The sequence below is a fragment of the Salinicoccus sp. RF5 genome (assembly GCF_020786625.1).
Lineage (GTDB): Bacteria > Bacillota > Bacilli > Staphylococcales > Salinicoccaceae > Salinicoccus.
Map to the genome: position 1 here is coordinate 29769 of NZ_JAJGRC010000002.1, position 17404 is coordinate 47172.

Here is a 17404-nt window from a genome sequence, read left to right on the forward strand (position 1 = left end):
TAAGTAGGGATAAAAGGGAGATTGTTATGAGTAAACTTTATAATAGCATTACAGAAGTCATCGGCAACACGCCACTTGTGAAGCTTAACAACCTGACAGACGACAGCATGGCCGACATCTACGTGAAGCTGGAATTCATGAACCCTGGAAGCTCAGTCAAGGACCGCATCGCCCTTTCCATGATCGAACGCGCTGAAGAAGAAGGCGTATTGACCGAAGGGACGACGATCATCGAACCGACAAGCGGGAATACCGGCATCGGTCTGGCGATGGTGGCAGCAAGCAAGGGATACAAGACCATCCTTGTCATGCCGGACACGATGAGCAAGGAGCGCCGGAACCTGCTCAAGGCATATGGCGCAGAACTCATCCTTACCCCTGGTGCTGAAGGCATGAAGGGCGCAATCAAGAAGGCTGGCGAACTTGTTGAAAAGCATGGCTACTTCATGCCGCAGCAGTTCGAGAACATGGCGAACCCTGAAATCCACGAGCGTACGACAGGCCGCGAATTGGTCGAGCAGACGGAAGGCCTCGATGTTGCCGGATTCGTTTCAGGCATCGGTACAGGCGGCACGATTTCAGGTGCCGGCAAAGTATTGAAAGAGGCGTATCCCGAGCTTGCCATCTATGCTGTGGAACCGAAGGACTCCCCAGTACTGAGCGGGGGCGAACCTGGTCCGCACAAGTTGCAGGGACTGGGCGCCGGCTTTGTGCCGAAGACGCTGGATACTGAAATCTACGATGAAGTCATTCAGATCGGCAACGATGAAGCGATGGAATGGGCGCGTGAACTCGCGGCCAAAGAAGGCATACTTGGTGGCATCTCCTCCGGTGCGGCAGTGCTGGCAAGTATTGAAGTCGCCAAGAAGCTTGGCAAAGGAAAGAGCGTCATTACAGTATTGCCATCCAACGGTGAGAGGTACCTCTCAACACCGCTGTTCAATTTCGAAGGCTGATGCCAGTCATCTTGAATACCATATCCCTTTGGGGTATGGTATTTTATTTTACCTGGAAGCCATTATATTTCATCACTTATACATGTTATAATATGTCTATTATTGTGGAATAGAGGATGATAGTATGAAACGACTGCAGATAATGGGAATCCTGAATGTCACTCCGGATTCATTCAGCGACGGCGGCAAATATCAGGCTGTGGATGATGCTGTCGAGCGGGCACGGGAGATGGTCGGGGAAGGTGCAGACATCATTGATGTCGGTGGATATTCCACGCGGCCGGGGCATGAGGAAATCAGTGCCGAAGAGGAGATTCGACGGATCGTTCCCGTCATCGAAGCGATCAGGGATATCGGTGTGGATATAGCCATCGATACCTTCCGCGGGGATGTGGCCCGGGCGGCACTCGAAGCGGGTGCTACGATGATCAATGACCAGTGGCGGGGCACGTATGATGAAACGATCCTCGATGTCGCCAGCGAATATGAAGTGCCGATCTTCCTGATGCACAATAACACCCACGCCAGCTACAGTGATGTCGTCGAAGACATGATCGAAGAGCTGCTGGCCTCCGCGGCCCTGGCAAAAGCGCACGGTGTGAAGGAAGATAAGATCTGGCTCGATCCGGGCATCGGATTCGTCAAAACACGCAGTGAGGAACTCACCGTGATGCGCCGCCTGGAAGAACTTGTGGCGACAGGCTACCCCATCCTTCTTGCGACAAGCCGGAAGCGTATGATCAGGGAGCTCGCCGGTGAGGACACCCAGGCATCCGAACGGGATGAAGCCACTGCTGCAACGACGATATACGGCATCGATAAGGGTGTCAGGGCGGTGCGCGTGCACAATGTGGCCCTGAACAGGAAACTTGCAGATGCCTATATGAAGCTCAAGGAGGATATGGATGGATAACATCAGAATCAATGGCATAAAGACATATGCATACCATGGGGTATTCGATGCTGAACGCACACTTGGACAGTTCTTCATTACGGATGTCGTGATGCATCTGGACCTCACCCCTGCTTCCACAACAGACGACCTGAACGGGACCGTCCACTACGGGGAGGCCTACCAGATGATTGAGGAGATCATCAAGGGGGAACCTGTAAACCTGATAGAACATCTTGCCGAAAAAGTGTCGAAAGCACTATTTGACCAATATGATAAAATAGTAGGGACAGAAGTGACCATCACTAAAGTGAACCCTCCGATAGAGGGAAATTATGATAACGTCAGCATTACTTTGAATAGAAAGCGGGAAGATTAATGGCGGTTGTATATTTGGGACTTGGAAGCAATATGGGGGATCGAAGGGACAACCTGGAATCCGCCATCCAAAGACTTGATGACCATGAAGCGATAGAAGTTGTCAAACGTTCCTCCATCCTTGAAACAGAACCCTATGGAAAGACAGACCAGCCGAACTTCATGAACATGTGCCTGATGATAGAAACACGTATATCCCCTTTGGATCTGTTGGAAGTCGTCCTGTCGATCGAGCACGATCTGGGCCGTGTCCGGAAGGAAGTCTGGGGACCGCGGACAATCGATATCGATATACTGCTTTATGAGGATCTGGAACTTTCATTGGATGAATTGAATATTCCACATGCGGAAATGCATAAGCGCAGTTTCGTCCTTGAGCCCCTGTCGGAAATCGCCGGTGACGTGGTCCACCCGGGAACGGGACGGACGATAGAAGCAATGAGGAGAGCACTTGAAGCGGGTGAGACGAATGTTTAGGATCGGCGATGTGGAGATGGCCAACAGGGTGGTACTTGCCCCGATGGCAGGCGTGTGCAACGCTGCGTTCAGATTGACGGTCAAGGAATTTGGTGCAGGGCTCGTCTGTGCCGAGATGATCAGCGACAAGGCACTCCTGTTCGGCAATGAAAAGACGATGAAGATGCTTTATATAGATGAGAATGAACGGCCGATGTCGCTTCAGATATCCGGCGGGGAAAAGGATACGCTTGTGGAAGCGGCCAAATATGTGGATCAGAATACGACAGCTGATATCATAGACATCAACATGGGATGTCCGGTCTCCAAGATCATCCGATGTGAAGCCGGCGCCCGTTGGCTGCTCGATCCGGATAAGATCTACGATATGGTCAGTGCAGTCGTCGAGAATGTATCAAAGCCCGTGACGGTGAAGATGCGCATCGGTTGGGACAGCGATCATATATATGCAGTGGAGAATGCTAAAATGGCGGAGAAGGCCGGGGCCGCCGCCATCAGCATGCATGGCCGCACACGTGAGCAGATGTATGAAGGTGAAGCGGATTGGGACATCATCCGTCAGGTCAAGGAGGCCGTCAGCATTCCGGTCATCGGCAATGGCGACGTCACATCCCCGGAACGCGCCCAGAAGATGCTGGATGAGACCGGTGTAGATGCGGTGATGATCGGAAGGGAAGCGCTCGGCAATCCGTGGATGATCTATAGGACGGTGCACTACCTTGAAACAGGCGAACTGATCGGGGAGCCTGGGCTTGAAGAGAAGATGGAAGTGCTCAAACTCCATATGGACCGCCTGATCACCCTTAAGGGTGAAAAGGTCGCTGTCATGGAGATGCGTAAGCATGCTTCATGGTACCTGAAAAATATAAAGGGCAACGGCAATGTACGCAGGGCAATCAACCAAGCGGAAACAAGAGAGGCTGTTGTCTCTGCAATAGACAAATTCGTTGAGGAACAAATGGAACAACAAAATGAAATGATAGTATAGGAGAGAAAATCAGTGAGTGAAGAAATAAATGATCAGATAACCGTCAGAAGAGAGAAAATGCAGCAGCTCATCGATCTTGGCATCGATCCTTTCGGTGAAAAGTTCGAACGCACAGCCTACACGGATGTACTTAAAGAGGAGTGGGATGCGTTTTCCAAGGAAGGACTTGCAGAGAAGGAAGAAGAATCCGGGACTGTCATTGCAGGCCGTCTGATGACGAAGCGTGGCAAGGGTAAAGCCGGTTTTGCCCATATCCAGGACATCAAAGGGCAGATCCAGATCTACGTGCGTAAGGATCAGGTGGGTGAAGCGGCATTTGAAATCTGGAAGCAGGCAGACCTCGGAGATATCGTCGGAGTCAAAGGTGTCATGTTCAAGACCAACACCGGAGAACTTTCGGTCAAGGCGCAGGAATTCACTCTGCTGACGAAAGCATTGCGCCCGCTGCCGGACAAATACCATGGCCTGAAGGACGTAGAGGAGCGCTACCGCAAACGCTATCTTGACCTGATTACGAGTGAAGACTCCAAGGATACATTCATCAAGCGCAGCAGGATCATTCAGGAAATGCGAAACTACCTGAACCAGCGTGGATTCCTGGAAGTGGAGACGCCGATGATGCATACCATCGCAGGCGGTGCACAGGCACGCCCATTCGTCACGCACCATAATGCGCTCGATATGGAACTCTTCATGCGTATTGCGATTGAACTGCATCTGAAGCGCCTCATCGTCGGCGGCCTTGAAAAGGTTTATGAAATCGGCCGCGTGTTCAGGAACGAGGGGGTATCCACCCGCCATAACCCTGAATTCACGATGATAGAATTATATGAGGCGTATGCAGATTTCCATGACATCATGGATCTGACGGAAGAGATGATCGCCCATATTGCCGAGCATGTCAACGGAACGACGGTCGTCGAATATGGTGGGGAGCAGATCGATCTGACACCAAGGTGGAAACGCGTGCACATCGTGGATGCCATCAAGGAGCAGACGGGTGTGGACTTCTACGAAGTGAAATCCGATGAAGAGGCGCATCAGCTGGCGAAGGAGCACGGCATCGAGGTGCAGGATACGATGAAGTATGGTCATATCCTGAATGAATTCTTCGAACAGAAAGTTGAAGAGACGCTTGTTCAGCCGACATTCGTGTACGGCCACCCAATCGAGATCTCACCACTAGCGAAGCAGAATCCGGATGATCCCCGTTTCACGGACCGTTTTGAACTGTTCATCGTCGGCCGGGAGCACGCGAATGCATTTACGGAGCTCAATGATCCGGTCGACCAGAGACAGCGATTTGAATCACAGGTTGCCGAAAAGGAAGCGGGCAACGATGAAGCACATGAAATGGATGAGGACTTCCTCGAGTCGCTTGAATACGGTATGCCGCCGACCGGCGGACTCGGCATCGGCATCGACCGCCTCGTGATGCTGCTGACCGATTCAGCTTCCATCCGCGACGTGCTGCTGTTCCCTTATATGAGACAAAAATAGTGTAAGTATATAATAATACGCCCAAAATTTCATTTGGGTGTATTATTTCCCTAATAAAATGATTAAATGTGTTGACGCGGACGGCTGATATAGGATATTATGAAACAGTCGTGATTGAGCAACACATCTTTCAGGAGAATTAGCTCAGCTGGGAGAGCATCTGCCTTACAAGCAGAGGGTCGGCGGTTCGAACCCGTCATTCTCCACCATTTAAAACTTAATGATTCAGCCGGTCTAGCTCAATTGGCAGAGCAACTGACTTGTAATCAGTAGGTTGGGGGTTCGATTCCTCTGGCCGGCACCATCTGATTTGCAACAAGTCATACTCCATTTGACGGATGACGGAAATCAAACGGGGATATCTTCCTCTGTATCATATATGCGGGTGTGGCGGAATTGGCAGACGCGCTAGAATCAGGATCTAGTGCCTTTAACGGCGTGGGGGTTCGAGTCCCTTCACCCGCATCATATATTCAATTTCATATTATCAAGCGGAAGTAGTTCAGTGGTAGAACACCACCTTGCCAAGGTGGGGGTCGCGGGTTCGAATCCCGTCTTCCGCTCCATTATTTTTTAAGCGGTCATGCCGTTTTATTTTTTTGTTTCATGCGCCCGTAGCTCAATTGGATAGAGCGTTTGACTACGGATCAAGAGGTTAGGGGTTCGACTCCTCTCGGGCGCGCTCAATAACTTACGGGAAGTAGCTCAGCTTGGTAGAGCACTTGGTTTGGGACCAAGGGGTCGCAGGTTCGAATCCTGTCTTCCCGACTCTTAATAATATATATTTACATGATGGGGGCTTAGCTCAGCTGGGAGAGCGCCTGCTTTGCACGCAGGAGGTCAGCGGTTCGATCCCGCTAGTCTCCACTTTTATTTTCAATTACATAACAGGGGCCTATAGCTCAGCTGGTTAGAGCGCACGCCTGATAAGCGTGAGGTCGGTGGTTCGAGTCCACTTAGGCCCACTCAAAAGACATGGAAATATCCATGTCTTTTTATTTTGTGTTGATATGGGCGCATCCTTCCTGATGCTTAGAAAAACAGAGGGGGACGGGAAACCGGCCCCATATCCTCATACACCAACCTCCTCAAGAAAACGATCCAGAATTTCCATGATCTCCTCTGTTTCCTTTTCCCCGATGCCCACAACGACGGTATCCTCAAGGTTCTTCTCATAGGAGTAGGCACTGCCGTGGACGAGTCCATGGTTTGCGGCAGCTTCTTCAAGATTCATGCCAGGCACCCTGATGATGAAGTGCATGCCTGTATGCTCCCCGTGAATCTCGACGGCGTGATGTGCTGCAATCCGCCCGACGATGGTCTCCATCTTCTTCCGGTAGACCTTGCGCATCCTGTTGATGTGTCGGGTCAGATAGCCCTGTTCCATGAAACGGGCGACGATGTGCTGCATCTGCCTGGGTACGTTGCATGAGAGCGCCTTCTGGTAATAAAGTTCAGCAAGTGAGGCGGGCAGCACCATGCAGGACAGCCGCAAAGAGGGATAGAGGGATTTTGAGAATGTGCTCATATAGATGGTGCAATCGTTCTGGTCGAGCCCCTGCAATGAGGGCAGGGGGCGCCCGGTATATCTGAATTCGCTGTCGTAGTCATCCTCGATGATATAGTGGCCATTACGGCTTACATGGTTCAGCAGCTGGATGCGCTTCTGGAGGGACATGACCGCTCCGCTCGGGAACTGATGGGAGGGGGTGACGTGGACCACCGGATGGGCGAGGTCCGCCACCTGATCGACATCTATGCCGTCTTCAAGCACCCGGGCCGTGTCCATGCCGCTGTCTAGCCGATCGAGCACTTTACGGATGACCGGGTAGCCGGGATCTTCAATCGTCATCTTGGGATACTTCAGCAGGTACAGCACCTGTTCAAGCAGGAATTCCGTCGACGGGCCGATGAATATCTGATCGGTGGAGCATGTGACGCCCCGGTTGATGTTCAGATAGTGTCTGATCTGTTCCTTCAGTACCGTTTCTCCGCTGTCGTCCCCTTTATTCAGGAGTTCGGGGTCCGAATAGACGTCTCTGGCAATCTGCTTCAGCACATCACTCTGGACGAGCGTCGTATCGATGGTGCCGAGCGGCAGCGCATATTCCTTCCTTTCGGGGCGCCTGATTTTGGGGATGGTCTCCGGTTTGCCTTGATTGAGCTGTTCGATGGCGGATACATAGAACCCGCTTTTCTCCCTGCTGTAGATGAGGTCTTCATCCAGCAGCAGGTTATAGGCATGTTCGATGGTCGTCTGGCTGATGGCAAGGTCCGTCTTCAGCTGTCTTTTGCTCGGCAGCTTCTGGTCGCTTGCAAGCTCACCATTCAGTATCTGTTCCCTGAGTGCCGCATATAATTGTTCGAAAAGCGGTGTATCCGCCTGCCTGTCCAGATTAATCAGCATAATCTGACCCCCTAAAATTATTCCAAACTGACACTTCTAAGTGTTCAGATTTAATTCTATACTATTTTAATATAATATCAATAGATAGAAGGAGTCGATATAGATGCAGCAGACAGGTACTGAGAGAGTCAAAAGAGGCATGGCGGAAATGCAGAAGGGCGGGGTCATCATGGACGTCGTCAACGCGGAGCAGGCGAAGGTGGCCGAGGCGGCAGGTGCCGTGGCAGTCATGGCCCTGGAGCGTGTGCCATCCGATATCCGTGCAGCCGGCGGTGTGGCAAGAGCGTGTGACCCGAGGATCGTCGAGGAAGTGATGAATGCCGTGTCCATCCCGGTCATGGCGAAATGCAGAATCGGCCATATCACGGAAGCACGTGTGCTGGAGGCAATGGGCGTCGACTACATCGATGAATCCGAAGTGCTGACACCGGCAGATGAAGTGTTCCACCTGAAGAAGGATGACTACACAGCACCGTTTGTCTGCGGCTGCCGGAACATCGGTGAAGCGGCAAGGCGTATCGGAGAAGGTGCAGCCATGCTCAGAACGAAAGGGGAGCCGGGTACAGGCAACATCGTGGAAGCGGTGAGGCATATGCGCATGGTCAACCAGCAGGTCCGTCAGATCGCTGTAATGAGCGATGACGAGCTTATGACCGAGGCGAAGAACCACGGTGCACCATATGACATCCTGAAGGAGATAAAGGAACTGGGCAAACTACCGGTCGTCAATTTTGCAGCCGGAGGCGTGGCGACACCGCAGGATGCGGCACTGATGATGGAACTGGGTGCAGATGGCGTATTCGTCGGCTCGGGTGTATTCAAGTCCGACAACCCTGAGAAGTTCGCCAAAGCGATTGTGGAGGCGACAACGCACTATCAGGACTATGAACTGATCGGCAAGCTTGCGAAGGAGCTTGGTACAGCAATGAAAGGCCTCGACATCAATCAGCTTTCCCTTGAAGACAGGATGCAGGAGCGCGGCTGGTAATGAGGATCGGCATACTTGCCCTGCAGGGTGCTGTAAGGGAACACAAGAGGATGGTCGAGGCATGTGGGCAGGAAGCGGTCGCCATCAAGCGTGTGGATGAGCTGGCAGATATTGATGGCCTCATTCTTCCCGGCGGTGAATCCACTGCAATGCGGCGGCTGATGGACCGCTACGGCTTCACAGAAGCATTGAGGGAAAGCGACTTGCCGATGTTCGGGACCTGTGCCGGTGTCATCCTGCTCGCTGAGAGGATCATCGGACAGGATGAAGGACATCTCGGCAAGCTCGACATTACCGTCGAACGCAATTCATTCGGCCGGCAGGTGGACAGCTTCGAGGCCGAACTTGATATTGAAGGCATCGGGGAAAAGGCGCTTGCCGTCTTCATCCGGGCGCCCCATATCGATGCTGCAGGCAAAGGGGTACAGGTGCTGTCAAAGGTGGGGGAGAAGATCGTCGCAGTGCGTTCCGACCGCCATCTCGGCATCTCGTTCCACCCTGAACTGACGGATTCGCTCGTCTTTCATCGCTACTTCATCGAAATGGTGCAGGAAAATATGGCAAAAGAAGTATTGGCATAAAATTAAGGTGCAGATCAATTTGATCTGCACCTTTTTCGCTTCTATTGATGCCCACTCTACTCATCCATCTTCAGCCGTGTCTTCCATCCTGCAGAGACCTCGGTGCCATCCTCCATCGGTTCGTGCAGACTGCCTGGAGTATTGGAGGATGCCGGTGCCTCCTCGATGACATTTTTGACATGGTTTGCATTGAACTTTTCGGTAAGTCCTGGCAGCAGGCTTTCAGAGATGGCGGACCCCTTGGTTTTGACGCCGACTTCCACGCTTTCCTGTGGAGTGTCTATAAGACCGATGGTCGCCTCGATAACGCTTTTTGGCTCATCCATCGGCTTCATCTGTGCACGATGCCCGGAATAGTTCCCGGAATGGTCGAACCATGGCGTATCCGTCGCCCATGGATGGACAGTGCATACGTGGATATCCTCATATCCCTCCACCTCCATTTCCCTTTGCAGACCATAGCTCAGGCCGGAGACTGCAAATTTGCTTGCGCTGTAGGTTGTGTAATATGGGAATGGCACTTTGGCGGCAACCGATCCGGCATTGATCAAGATGCCGGATTTCTGCGTCTTGAACTGTTTGAGCGCGTACTGGCTGCCGACCATTGTACCGAATACATTGATATCGAGGAGGCGCTTCATATCCTCAACAGGGAGTTCGGTGTAGGATCCGATGAGGCCCACACCCGCCATGTTGATCCATACATCAATCTTCCCGAATTTCTCAAGAGCGGCATCATGGATCCTTTTGACATCCGCTTCCTTGCTGATGTCCGTCGTCACTGCCACAGCCGACGGACCTATTTCTTCGGCGAGCTCCTCGATCAGATGAGTGCGGCGGGCCCCGATTACGACATTTGCCCCTTCTTCAGCAAGCTGCTGTGCGACGCCTTTACCGAGTCCGCTTGAAGCACCGATGATGACTGCCGTCAGTCCTTCCCGTTTCCTATCTGCCATTTCATATTCCCCCAATTCAGAGTAAGATTCAGTCCTCCATTTCCCGATATGGCGGGAGATACTCCTGTAAGCGGAAAAGACCGCCTCCTATGCTCTTATGGGACAACTATCTTTTAAAGTAAGATAGTTGACAGCTATAAAGCATTGAACTATAGTATATTATAAGATAGTTGATTGGAGGGTGCCTATGTCAGTTTCAGATCAGATGATGAAAGGACTGCTTGACGGGGCGATTCTTGGCCTCATTGCACAAGGCGAGACATACGGCTATGAGATTCTGGAAAAGCTGAAGGGAAAGGACTTCCCGGAAATCAGCGATGGGAGCATCTATCCCGTATTGCTGCGCCTAAGTAAAAAAGGATACGTGAGTACACAGACCAGAAAGTCCGATACTGGCGGGCCCAAAAGGAAGTACTACTCTGTCACTGAACGTGGCCTGGAAGAATTGGAAGTATTTCGTCATAAATGGACATATCTCAATAGAGGTATGAACAATCTGATGGGGAGTGTTGAAAATGCTGAGTAAGAAAGCGGAGAAATTCCTGCTGGACTTGAGGCTGGAGCTGATGGCCCGGGGAAAAAGCAGTGAAGACATCGAAGAGATGGAGGAAGAATTACGGGATCATCTGACTGAAGCGGAAGCACGCGGTAAAAGTGTCGAGAGTGTTACTGGGGGTTCGGTAAAGGAATATATCAGATCAATATCAGAAGAGCTGTCCTTGGAAGCCGGTCTGAAGAAAAAAGGTGCTTTGCTGCTTGTCTACCTGTTTGGCCTCTTCACGATTCCAAGCCTGCTCAGCGGCCAGTTTGAACTTTCCACCTCACTGATCATCTATTATCTGCTTGTTCTCCTGTTTTTAGGATACGGCTCATTCTATGTAATCAAGGAAATGATCTTGAAGTATGGGGACGATAAGAGAACGTACATCTTTTCCATCGCCTATGAAATATTCGTATTCGCCGGAATGATAGGCGGGCAATTTATTATCCGTTCCCATCCAGGCATCATTATATACGAAGGCAGCCCGGAAATGAATTTCATCATCGGCCTATCTTTACTTGGTGTCTTCCTAATAACGACACTGTTCATGAAGCGGTGGTTCTTCACAGCACTCCTGCTCCTTCTGGCTATGCCTGAGCTGGTAGCCAGGTTTGCTACAGGCGGAGCATCCCCAATGAGTGAGAGGTACCTCATCATTTCCATGGTGGCCCTGTTCATCTCAAATATCATCGTAGTTTTGATTCTGATGTACATGTCAAAAAAGGAAAAGAGTCCAAGCGGATCATAGGGAAAAGATCTCCTTCCATAAAAAATGGGAGGGGATTTTTTATAGGCAGTTGAGCTGCAGGTGAATGTTCCTTTCAGGAAGTATGCAATCAAGTATCCTGCATAATGGAAGTGACGAAATTTTTGAAAGTGACAGGAGGAACTGAAGGATTTCTCTTTTGTGGTCTATACAAAAATGATGATATGCTTTTGTCTATCATATTGACAATATTTATAAAAGTCATATAATTGGTGAGGTGTTTTTATTTATCATTTTTAATGGAAGGTCCCGAAGGGGGCCTGTCATATTATCCATATTGAACGGATTTCTTAAACTGATGGGGATCAGGGGGAGTATCCAAAGGGGTGCCACGGCTTGACCGCCGTCCTTAAAATGGTACTTTTTTTTATTATAGGAGTGTTCTGATGAATCGTTTAGTATTGATTTCCGGCCTGATGCTTTTTTCGTTGTTCTTTGGTGCAGGAAACCTGATATTCCCTCCGATGCTCGGGCATGAGGCAGGTGTGGACATGTGGCCGGCGATGGCCGGTTTCATCATCACTGGTGTATTGCTGCCGCTTCTGGCTGTCATTGTCGTGGCTTATTTCGATGAAGGGGTGGAGCGGATGGGCCGGCCCGTCCACCCGGTATTCGGCATGGTGTTTGCCGTGCTGGTTTATCTCTCGATCGGTGCATTATACGGCATACCGAGAGCGGCGAATGTGGCGTATGAGGTGGGAACTGCAAATCTTCTGCCTGTCCATAATACATCTACACTCATCGGCTTTTCCGTTGTTTTCTTCATGATCGTCTTCCTGGTGGCATTGAATCCGGCGAAGATTGTCGACAGCATCGGCAAATACTTGACGCCCATTCTGCTGGCAGCAATCGGATTGCTTTCAATCTTTGCGGTCTTCCGTCCGGAAACCGGCCTGCAGCCGGCCCAGGAAGGTTATGGCAGTGCCCCGATGGTCTCTGGCATATTGGAAGGCTATTTCACGATGGATCTCATCGGTGCATTGGCATTTTCGATGGTGATCATCAGTGGACTCAAGTATTCAGGGGTCACCGATAGGAGGGGCATCATTTCCCACGTCCTGAAGGCTGGATTGATTTCCTCCGTGCTGCTCACTGTGATCTACGTGGCGTTGGCCTACATCGGCGGGACGACAGCACGAGGCGGCTATGAGAATGGGACTGACATCCTCACATACAGCTCGATGCGTCTTTTCGGCAGTTCCGGTGACCTGATCTTCTCTGCCATCGTCGTCGTGGCCTGCCTGACGACATGCATCGGACTGGTCAATGCTTGTGCTGCTTTCGGGTTCAGACATTACAGCAGGATTCCGTACAAGGTATATGTCTTCATCTTCACTGGTTGCGGATTCCTGTTTACGACGCTTGGCCTTAACACGATCCTTTCCCTGGCGGCGCCTCTGCTTACGTTTCTTTACCCGGTATCGATCGTATTGGTCGTGGTGTCTTTCATGAACATGTTCATCCATTTCGAAATGAAGCATGCTTATATTCTTCCTGTCGTAACCACGATTCCGATTTCCATAATGGATATCATCCATACTAGCGGCCTGTTGAAAATGGAAGCCATTTCGACCATGTACATGGCGCTGCCGTTGTCTGAAGTGTCGCTCGGATGGCTGCTTCCCTTTGCAGTAATGACGGTAGCCGGGATTGCTTCGGATTGGAGAAGGGCAGATCATATCAAATCGACGGAGCACCAGACGATCTATTGAACAAGTAAAAGGAGGGGGAGCGCTATGCTCCCCCTCCTTTTTTGATTTCTATTCTTCTTCCAGGACTGCATCCAGGAATTCCTTGTTTACGAGACCTTCGACATCATCAGATGGAATGTAGCCGGCTTCCATGCTGATGGTCGCCATCTCCTGTATTACATCTTCGTTGATTTCATACGCCGGATTCAGTCGGTTGCTGGCTTCGAGCGTTTCATCGAAATCGAGTGCATTGCCTGTTATTTCTTCGATATGGTCGACAAAGATCTGTACCGCCTCTTCATTGTTGTTTTCAATAAAGTCGATGGCTTCGAGGTGGGCCCTTAGATAATCCTGTGTAAGTTCAGGATTGGCGTCCGTAAATGTATTGTTCGCCGTAACCACCGTCGTCGTCAGATCGGTGCCCCATGCAAACTCTTCCTCATCAAGCAGGATGGATGCATCGGCCTGGTTCTCAAGGAATACACCCCAAGGCTCCTGTGTGGCTGCTGCATCAACGTCCTCCTGGAGGAAGAGCGTGGAAGTGTCGGCAGGTGCCTGTGGTACGAGGCTTACTGTACCGCCGGCATCCTCAATATTCAATCCGACTTCCTGAAGCTCCTTGCGGAGCATGATGTCCTGTGTGGAACCGATGGTCGGTACTGCTACTCGCTTGCCGTCGAGGTCTTCAACACTTTCGATTCCGGATCCTTGTGCTGTTGCAAGTACCGCGCCGCCGTTGACCGCACCTGATATGATTTCATGTCCTGCGTTGCGTTGATATGTCGTCGTGGCAGGTGTCGGACCGACGGTTCCAATGTCGAATTCTTCGGTCGACAGAGCCTCCATGAAGGCACTGCCATTCGGGAATGTCATCGTATCGATGGTGATGTCCTCCCCGAAGGCTTCTTCAAAATAGCCGTTTTCCAATGCGACGATGGTTGCGATATGCGTAAAGTTCGGGAAGTACGCAATGCGGACTTCCTCTGCAGTCTCTTCGGCACTGCTGTTTTCTTCGCCGCTGCATCCTGCAATGACGAGAAGCAGCAGGGCAGTAAGTACAGGTAGAAATTTTTTCATATTGGAATTCCCCTCCATGCTGATTTTTAGGTTCCGAGTCCCCAGCGTCTTGAGACGGAACGTTCCATCCTCAAGAAGACCTGGTTGTCGATGATGGTGCCGATGATGCCGATGACGATCATGATGGACAGCACAAGGTCCATTGCCTGGATCGATCGTCCAAGATCGAGAAGGTGACCGAGTCCGCCGGCTGCACCGAGCAGTTCACCGGCCATGATGGCCCGCCATGCGAATGCCCATGCAACACGCAGTCCCGATATGATGTGCGGGACGGAGGCGGGTATGATGACGGTCCGCACCAGATGGGTGCCTGAGGCCCCGAGTGTACGGGCGGCATCGATATAGATGCTCGGGACGTTCTTGAATCCGGCACTTGAGTTGACGGTCATCGTCCACGTCGCTCCAATGGCGACGATGAACAGGATGGCCACATTCCCTAGGCCGAACCATACGATGGCGAGCGGGAACCATACGATGCTCGGGATGGACTGGAGTGCCGTTACGAAGAATCCGAGTGTATCATCGACCCATTTGTAGCGGGCGATGAGGAATCCGAATGTAAGTCCGAGTATGACGGCAATGAAGAATCCGATCAGGAGCCTTCCAAGGGTGATGCCGGTCGCTTCGAGAATCTGACCGGAAAGTATACCTGTGATGAGTGTCTTTATTACAGTCACCCCGCCCGGATCATTTGGGATGATCAGGGGAGGAAACATGAATGTCGGGAAGAACTGCAGTTTAGATATGACTTCCCATATCGCTATGATCACGATCACGAACGTTATCCGTCTTAAAACGGTAGTCATCGCCGAATTCCTCCTTCAATACCTTATTCATCTCTTCTTCCAGTTCGGCCATGACACGCTTCTCCAGATCGACGATGACGCTGTCTGAAGGGTTGCGTGGTCGGGAGGCCTGTACTGTAAATGATTTCTTGATGGTACCCGGCCGTGTACTCATCAGCAGGACGCGGTCGGATAATGTCAGGGCTTCCCTGATATTGTGGGTGATGAAAAGTATCGTCTTGCCCGTCTTCTCCCAAATGTCCTGGAGTTCCTGATGCAGGACGAGGCGTGTCTGTTCATCCAGTGCTGCGAATGGTTCATCCATCAGCAGGACGTCCGGATCCATGACGAGCGCCCGTGCAATCGCCACACGCTGCTTCATGCCTCCGGACAGTTCATGAGGATAGGCGCCGGTGAAATTGCCGAGGTGGACCATGCGCAGGCCATCCATCGCCTTCTCCTCAGCCTCTGCCTTGCTCATCTTCTTGATCTTCAATCCATATGTAACGTTCTCAAGCACTGTCATCCATGGAAAGAGGCCGCCTTCCTGGAAGACTACGACCCGATCGGTGCCCGGGCCGGTTATGGGTGTATCATTGACCTTCAGTTCCCCTGAAGAAGGATGGCTCAACCCGGCGATCAGCTTCAGTATCGTCGATTTGCCGCACCCTGAGGGGCCGAGGAGGGAGACGAATTCTCCTGCTTCAATACTGAAATCGATGTCCTGAAGCACAGGGAGAATTTCATTCTTTCCTTTGGTGAAGGACTTGTTCACGTTCTTCAAATCCACTTTCATTGCATATCAACCCTCCGTATAATTCTGACTTTCATTATATGAATTATATATGAAGAACATTTTAATTACAAGTGATTTAATAGGAATTGAAGATGAGTTTTTAGAAAAGGGTGAGGATTTCGATTATATATTTGGTTTTTCAACTAAACTATTATATAATTATTTACTTCAAGGGATGGAAATACTCTAAAATATGTATCCGTTTACATAAGGTAGCTGAATTTATTTAGTTAGTTTAGTTAGTAAAGAAATTTTATTAAGGGGAAATTAACTGATAGGAGAGATAGGATGTTGAGTTTAGTTGGTTTACTGGTAATACTGACGATTGTAGTATTGTTGATAAGACAAAAGATCAATCCGATTGTGGCATTGGTCATCGTACCTTTCATCGGCGCCCTCATCGCCGGGTTCGGCTTCGAACAGATTACCGAATTCTTCAATGACGGCATCAGTTCTGTTCTTTCTGTTGTGATCATGTTCATTTTCGCGATCCTGTTCTTTGGAGTCATGCAGGATGCAGGGCTGTTCAACCCACTCATCGGCAGGATGGTGAAACTCTCGAGAGGCAATGTCATTCTTGTGGCAATCGCTACAGTCATCATCGGGGCGGTGGCCCATCTCGATGGATCGGGAGCCTCCACTTTCCTGATTACCATACCGCCTCTGCTGCCACTGTACCGCAAGCTGAACATGAGTCCCTATCTCCTTGTCATGCTGATCGGCCTCAGTGCGAGCATCATGAACATGGTGCCATGGGGCGGCCCATTGGGGCGTACGGCGGCTGTGACGGGTGCAGACCCTTCAGAATTATGGCAGCCGCTCATTCCGCTGCAGGTGGTATTGATTATACTGCTCATCCTTGTTGCAGCACTGCTCGGCTACCTTGAGAAGATGCGGTTGAAACGGGGCGGACAACTTGTGGATGCATTGAGTGCATCAGAGCTCGAGATGGGGGATGATCAGGGCGAAGATAAGCAATCTCTCAGACGTCCAAAGCTGCTCTGGCTCAACCTGCTACTTACGCTTTTGGTCGTCGGCTTCTTGATGTGGGGTGCACTGCCTGCAGGAATGGTCTTCATGCTTGCATTGAGTATTGCACTGCCACTTAATTACAGGAGTACAGAGCTTCAGATGGAGCGTATAAAGGAACACGCCCCGAATGCACTTATGATGGCGGCCATCATCCTGGCTGCAGGTTCATTCCTCGGCATCCTCAGCAACACGGGTATGCTCGATGCATTGGCGGAGGATATCGTCTACATCCTTCCTGCCTTCATGGTACCGTATCTTCACTATATTCTCGGATTTTTCGGAGCGCCATTCGAACTGATCCTCAACACGGACGCATACTACTTTGCGTTGCTGCCGCTGGTGGAGGAAATTGTTACGGGCTATGGGGTAGACAGCATAAAGGCTGCCTATACGATGATGATCGGTAATATCATAGGAACGTTCATCAGTCCATTCTCCCCCGCGCTCTGGCTTGCAGTAGGTCTTGCAGGTATTGAAATGGGACGTTATATCAAATATGCCTTCTTCTGGGTCTGGGGCTTCAGCTTGCTCGCCCTGGCCGCAGCCTTTTTGATGGGCATCATCTAAGTGAAAACCCAGACATCGTCGATGTC

The 17404-nt window shown here is 50.9% G+C and carries 17 protein-coding genes and 8 tRNA genes; 20 read left to right on the plus strand and 5 right to left on the minus strand.

What is annotated here, in order from left to right; all coding sequences use genetic code 11:
- Positions 1 to 26 precede the first annotated feature (26 nt).
- The 14 genes from cysK (at position 27) to LLU09_RS07165 (ending at position 6156) form a co-directional block, all read left to right on the plus strand.
- Positions 27 to 956: a cysteine synthase A gene (cysK, locus tag LLU09_RS07100; protein WP_228311157.1), complete on the plus strand. Its 930-nt coding sequence runs from the start codon at positions 27 to 29 to the stop codon at positions 954 to 956.
- A 124-nt stretch (positions 957 to 1080) separates the two neighbouring features.
- Positions 1081 to 1869: a dihydropteroate synthase gene (folP, locus tag LLU09_RS07105; RefSeq protein ID WP_228311158.1), complete on the plus strand. Its 789-nt coding sequence runs from the start codon at positions 1081 to 1083 to the stop codon at positions 1867 to 1869.
- Positions 1862 to 2227, plus strand: coding sequence for a dihydroneopterin aldolase (gene folB, locus LLU09_RS07110; protein WP_094906094.1), 366 nt, complete (start codon positions 1862 to 1864; stop codon positions 2225 to 2227). Before folP ends, folB begins: the two co-directional genes overlap by 8 nt.
- Positions 2227 to 2703 (plus strand): 2-amino-4-hydroxy-6-hydroxymethyldihydropteridine diphosphokinase, encoded by a 477-nt coding sequence (gene folK / locus LLU09_RS07115; protein ID WP_228311159.1) that lies wholly within the window; start codon positions 2227 to 2229, stop codon positions 2701 to 2703. The genes folB and folK overlap by 1 nt, the downstream gene beginning before the upstream one ends.
- A complete protein-coding gene (dusB, locus tag LLU09_RS07120) occupies positions 2696 to 3691 on the plus strand; it encodes a tRNA dihydrouridine synthase DusB (RefSeq protein ID WP_228311160.1) in 996 nt (331 codons plus the stop codon). The genes folK and dusB overlap by 8 nt, the downstream gene beginning before the upstream one ends.
- A 12-nt stretch (positions 3692 to 3703) precedes the next feature.
- The gene (lysS, locus tag LLU09_RS07125) at positions 3704 to 5191 is read left to right on the plus strand and encodes a lysine--tRNA ligase (RefSeq protein ID WP_228311161.1); all 1488 of its coding nucleotides are present in this window, start codon (positions 3704 to 3706) and stop codon (positions 5189 to 5191) included.
- Positions 5192 to 5324: 133 nt separating this feature from the next.
- Positions 5325 to 5400, plus strand: a tRNA-Val gene (locus tag LLU09_RS07130).
- A gap of 19 nt (positions 5401 to 5419) precedes the next feature.
- Positions 5420 to 5495 (plus strand) — tRNA-Thr (locus LLU09_RS07135).
- Between the two features lie 77 nt (positions 5496 to 5572).
- Positions 5573 to 5656: transfer RNA gene (locus LLU09_RS07140), tRNA-Leu, on the plus strand.
- A 26-nt stretch (positions 5657 to 5682) separates the two neighbouring features.
- Positions 5683 to 5757: transfer RNA gene (locus tag LLU09_RS07145), tRNA-Gly, on the plus strand.
- 42 nt (positions 5758 to 5799) lie between these two features.
- Positions 5800 to 5873, plus strand: a tRNA-Arg gene (locus LLU09_RS07150).
- A gap of 12 nt (positions 5874 to 5885) precedes the next feature.
- Positions 5886 to 5959, plus strand: a tRNA-Pro gene (locus LLU09_RS07155).
- Positions 5960 to 5985: 26 nt separating this feature from the next.
- Positions 5986 to 6058, plus strand: a tRNA-Ala gene (locus LLU09_RS07160).
- Between the two features lie 24 nt (positions 6059 to 6082).
- Positions 6083 to 6156, plus strand: a tRNA-Ile gene (locus tag LLU09_RS07165).
- A 107-nt stretch (positions 6157 to 6263) separates the two neighbouring features.
- On the opposite strand, the gene pdxR is transcribed toward LLU09_RS07165, so the two are convergent.
- Entirely contained in the window at positions 6264 to 7598 is a 1335-nt protein-coding gene (gene pdxR / locus LLU09_RS07170) for a MocR-like pyridoxine biosynthesis transcription factor PdxR (RefSeq protein ID WP_228311162.1), read from the minus strand.
- A 103-nt stretch (positions 7599 to 7701) separates the two neighbouring features.
- Between pdxR and pdxS the strand changes: the two genes are divergently transcribed.
- Positions 7702 to 8586, plus strand: a complete 885-nt coding sequence (gene pdxS / locus LLU09_RS07175; protein ID WP_228311163.1) for a pyridoxal 5'-phosphate synthase lyase subunit PdxS — start codon at positions 7702 to 7704, stop codon at positions 8584 to 8586.
- Positions 8586 to 9167: a pyridoxal 5'-phosphate synthase glutaminase subunit PdxT gene (pdxT, locus tag LLU09_RS07180; protein WP_031546016.1), complete on the plus strand. Its 582-nt coding sequence runs from the start codon at positions 8586 to 8588 to the stop codon at positions 9165 to 9167. The genes pdxS and pdxT overlap by 1 nt, the downstream gene beginning before the upstream one ends.
- Before the next feature lie 56 nt (positions 9168 to 9223).
- On the opposite strand, the gene LLU09_RS07185 is transcribed toward pdxT, so the two are convergent.
- Positions 9224 to 10123 (minus strand): SDR family NAD(P)-dependent oxidoreductase, encoded by a 900-nt coding sequence (locus LLU09_RS07185; protein WP_228311164.1) that lies wholly within the window; start codon positions 10121 to 10123, stop codon positions 9224 to 9226.
- 187 nt (positions 10124 to 10310) lie between these two features.
- On the opposite strand from LLU09_RS07185, the gene LLU09_RS07190 reads away from it, so the two are divergent.
- The 3 genes from LLU09_RS07190 to brnQ all read left to right on the plus strand — a co-directional run bounded on the left by LLU09_RS07190 (position 10311) and on the right by brnQ (position 13142).
- The gene (locus LLU09_RS07190) at positions 10311 to 10649 is read left to right on the plus strand and encodes a PadR family transcriptional regulator (RefSeq protein WP_031546012.1); all 339 of its coding nucleotides are present in this window, start codon (positions 10311 to 10313) and stop codon (positions 10647 to 10649) included.
- On the plus strand, positions 10639 to 11412 hold the full coding sequence (locus LLU09_RS07195; protein WP_031546010.1) for a DUF1129 family protein: 774 nt from the start codon (positions 10639 to 10641) through the stop codon (positions 11410 to 11412). The genes LLU09_RS07190 and LLU09_RS07195 overlap by 11 nt, the downstream gene beginning before the upstream one ends.
- 404 nt (positions 11413 to 11816) lie before the next feature.
- A complete protein-coding gene (gene brnQ, locus LLU09_RS07200; protein ID WP_228311165.1) occupies positions 11817 to 13142 on the plus strand; it encodes a branched-chain amino acid transport system II carrier protein in 1326 nt (441 codons plus the stop codon).
- A gap of 48 nt (positions 13143 to 13190) precedes the next feature.
- Here brnQ and LLU09_RS07205 read toward each other — a convergent pair whose 3' ends face one another.
- From LLU09_RS07205 to LLU09_RS07215, 3 genes are read right to left on the minus strand one after another with little or no spacing between them, the layout of a single operon-like run.
- Complete coding sequence (locus tag LLU09_RS07205; RefSeq protein ID WP_228311166.1) at positions 13191 to 14198, minus strand: ABC transporter substrate-binding protein; 1008 nt, start codon at positions 14196 to 14198, stop codon at positions 13191 to 13193.
- 26 nt (positions 14199 to 14224) lie between these two features.
- Positions 14225 to 15004: an ABC transporter permease gene (locus LLU09_RS07210; RefSeq protein WP_040106307.1), complete on the minus strand. Its 780-nt coding sequence runs from the start codon at positions 15002 to 15004 to the stop codon at positions 14225 to 14227.
- On the minus strand, positions 14937 to 15779 hold the full coding sequence (locus LLU09_RS07215; RefSeq protein WP_228311167.1) for an ABC transporter ATP-binding protein: 843 nt from the start codon (positions 15777 to 15779) through the stop codon (positions 14937 to 14939). Before LLU09_RS07215 ends, LLU09_RS07210 begins: the two co-directional genes overlap by 68 nt.
- A gap of 288 nt (positions 15780 to 16067) precedes the next feature.
- Between LLU09_RS07215 and LLU09_RS07220 the strand changes: the two genes are divergently transcribed.
- A complete protein-coding gene (locus LLU09_RS07220; protein ID WP_228311168.1) occupies positions 16068 to 17378 on the plus strand; it encodes a CitMHS family transporter in 1311 nt (436 codons plus the stop codon).
- Positions 17379 to 17404: the final 26 nt, after the last annotated feature.

Bases quoted from the DNA above. Each gene is read 5' to 3' on its own strand.
- LLU09_RS07185 (WP_228311164.1), bottom strand. From the start codon at position 10,123: ATGGCAGATAGGAAACGGGAAGGACTGACGGCAGTCATCATCGGTGCT.
- LLU09_RS07195 (WP_031546010.1), top strand. From the start codon at position 10,639: ATGCTGAGTAAGAAAGCGGAGAAATTCCTGCTGGACTTGAGGCTGGAG.
- LLU09_RS07220 (WP_228311168.1), top strand. From the start codon at position 16,068: ATGTTGAGTTTAGTTGGTTTACTGGTAATACTGACGATTGTAGTATTG.
- dusB (WP_228311160.1), top strand. From the start codon at position 2,696: ATGTTTAGGATCGGCGATGTGGAGATGGCCAACAGGGTGGTACTTGCC.
- folB (WP_094906094.1), top strand. From the start codon at position 1,862: ATGGATAACATCAGAATCAATGGCATAAAGACATATGCATACCATGGG.
- pdxT (WP_031546016.1), top strand. From the start codon at position 8,586: ATGAGGATCGGCATACTTGCCCTGCAGGGTGCTGTAAGGGAACACAAG.
- LLU09_RS07190 (WP_031546012.1), top strand. From the start codon at position 10,311: ATGTCAGTTTCAGATCAGATGATGAAAGGACTGCTTGACGGGGCGATT.
- LLU09_RS07210 (WP_040106307.1), bottom strand. From the start codon at position 15,004: ATGACTACCGTTTTAAGACGGATAACGTTCGTGATCGTGATCATAGCG.
- folP (WP_228311158.1), top strand. From the start codon at position 1,081: ATGAAACGACTGCAGATAATGGGAATCCTGAATGTCACTCCGGATTCA.
- pdxR (WP_228311162.1), bottom strand. From the start codon at position 7,598: ATGCTGATTAATCTGGACAGGCAGGCGGATACACCGCTTTTCGAACAA.
- pdxS (WP_228311163.1), top strand. From the start codon at position 7,702: ATGCAGCAGACAGGTACTGAGAGAGTCAAAAGAGGCATGGCGGAAATG.
- cysK (WP_228311157.1), top strand. From the start codon at position 27: ATGAGTAAACTTTATAATAGCATTACAGAAGTCATCGGCAACACGCCA.
- LLU09_RS07215 (WP_228311167.1), bottom strand. From the start codon at position 15,779: ATGAAAGTGGATTTGAAGAACGTGAACAAGTCCTTCACCAAAGGAAAG.
- brnQ (WP_228311165.1), top strand. From the start codon at position 11,817: ATGAATCGTTTAGTATTGATTTCCGGCCTGATGCTTTTTTCGTTGTTC.
- folK (WP_228311159.1), top strand. From the start codon at position 2,227: ATGGCGGTTGTATATTTGGGACTTGGAAGCAATATGGGGGATCGAAGG.
- LLU09_RS07205 (WP_228311166.1), bottom strand. From the start codon at position 14,198: ATGAAAAAATTTCTACCTGTACTTACTGCCCTGCTGCTTCTCGTCATT.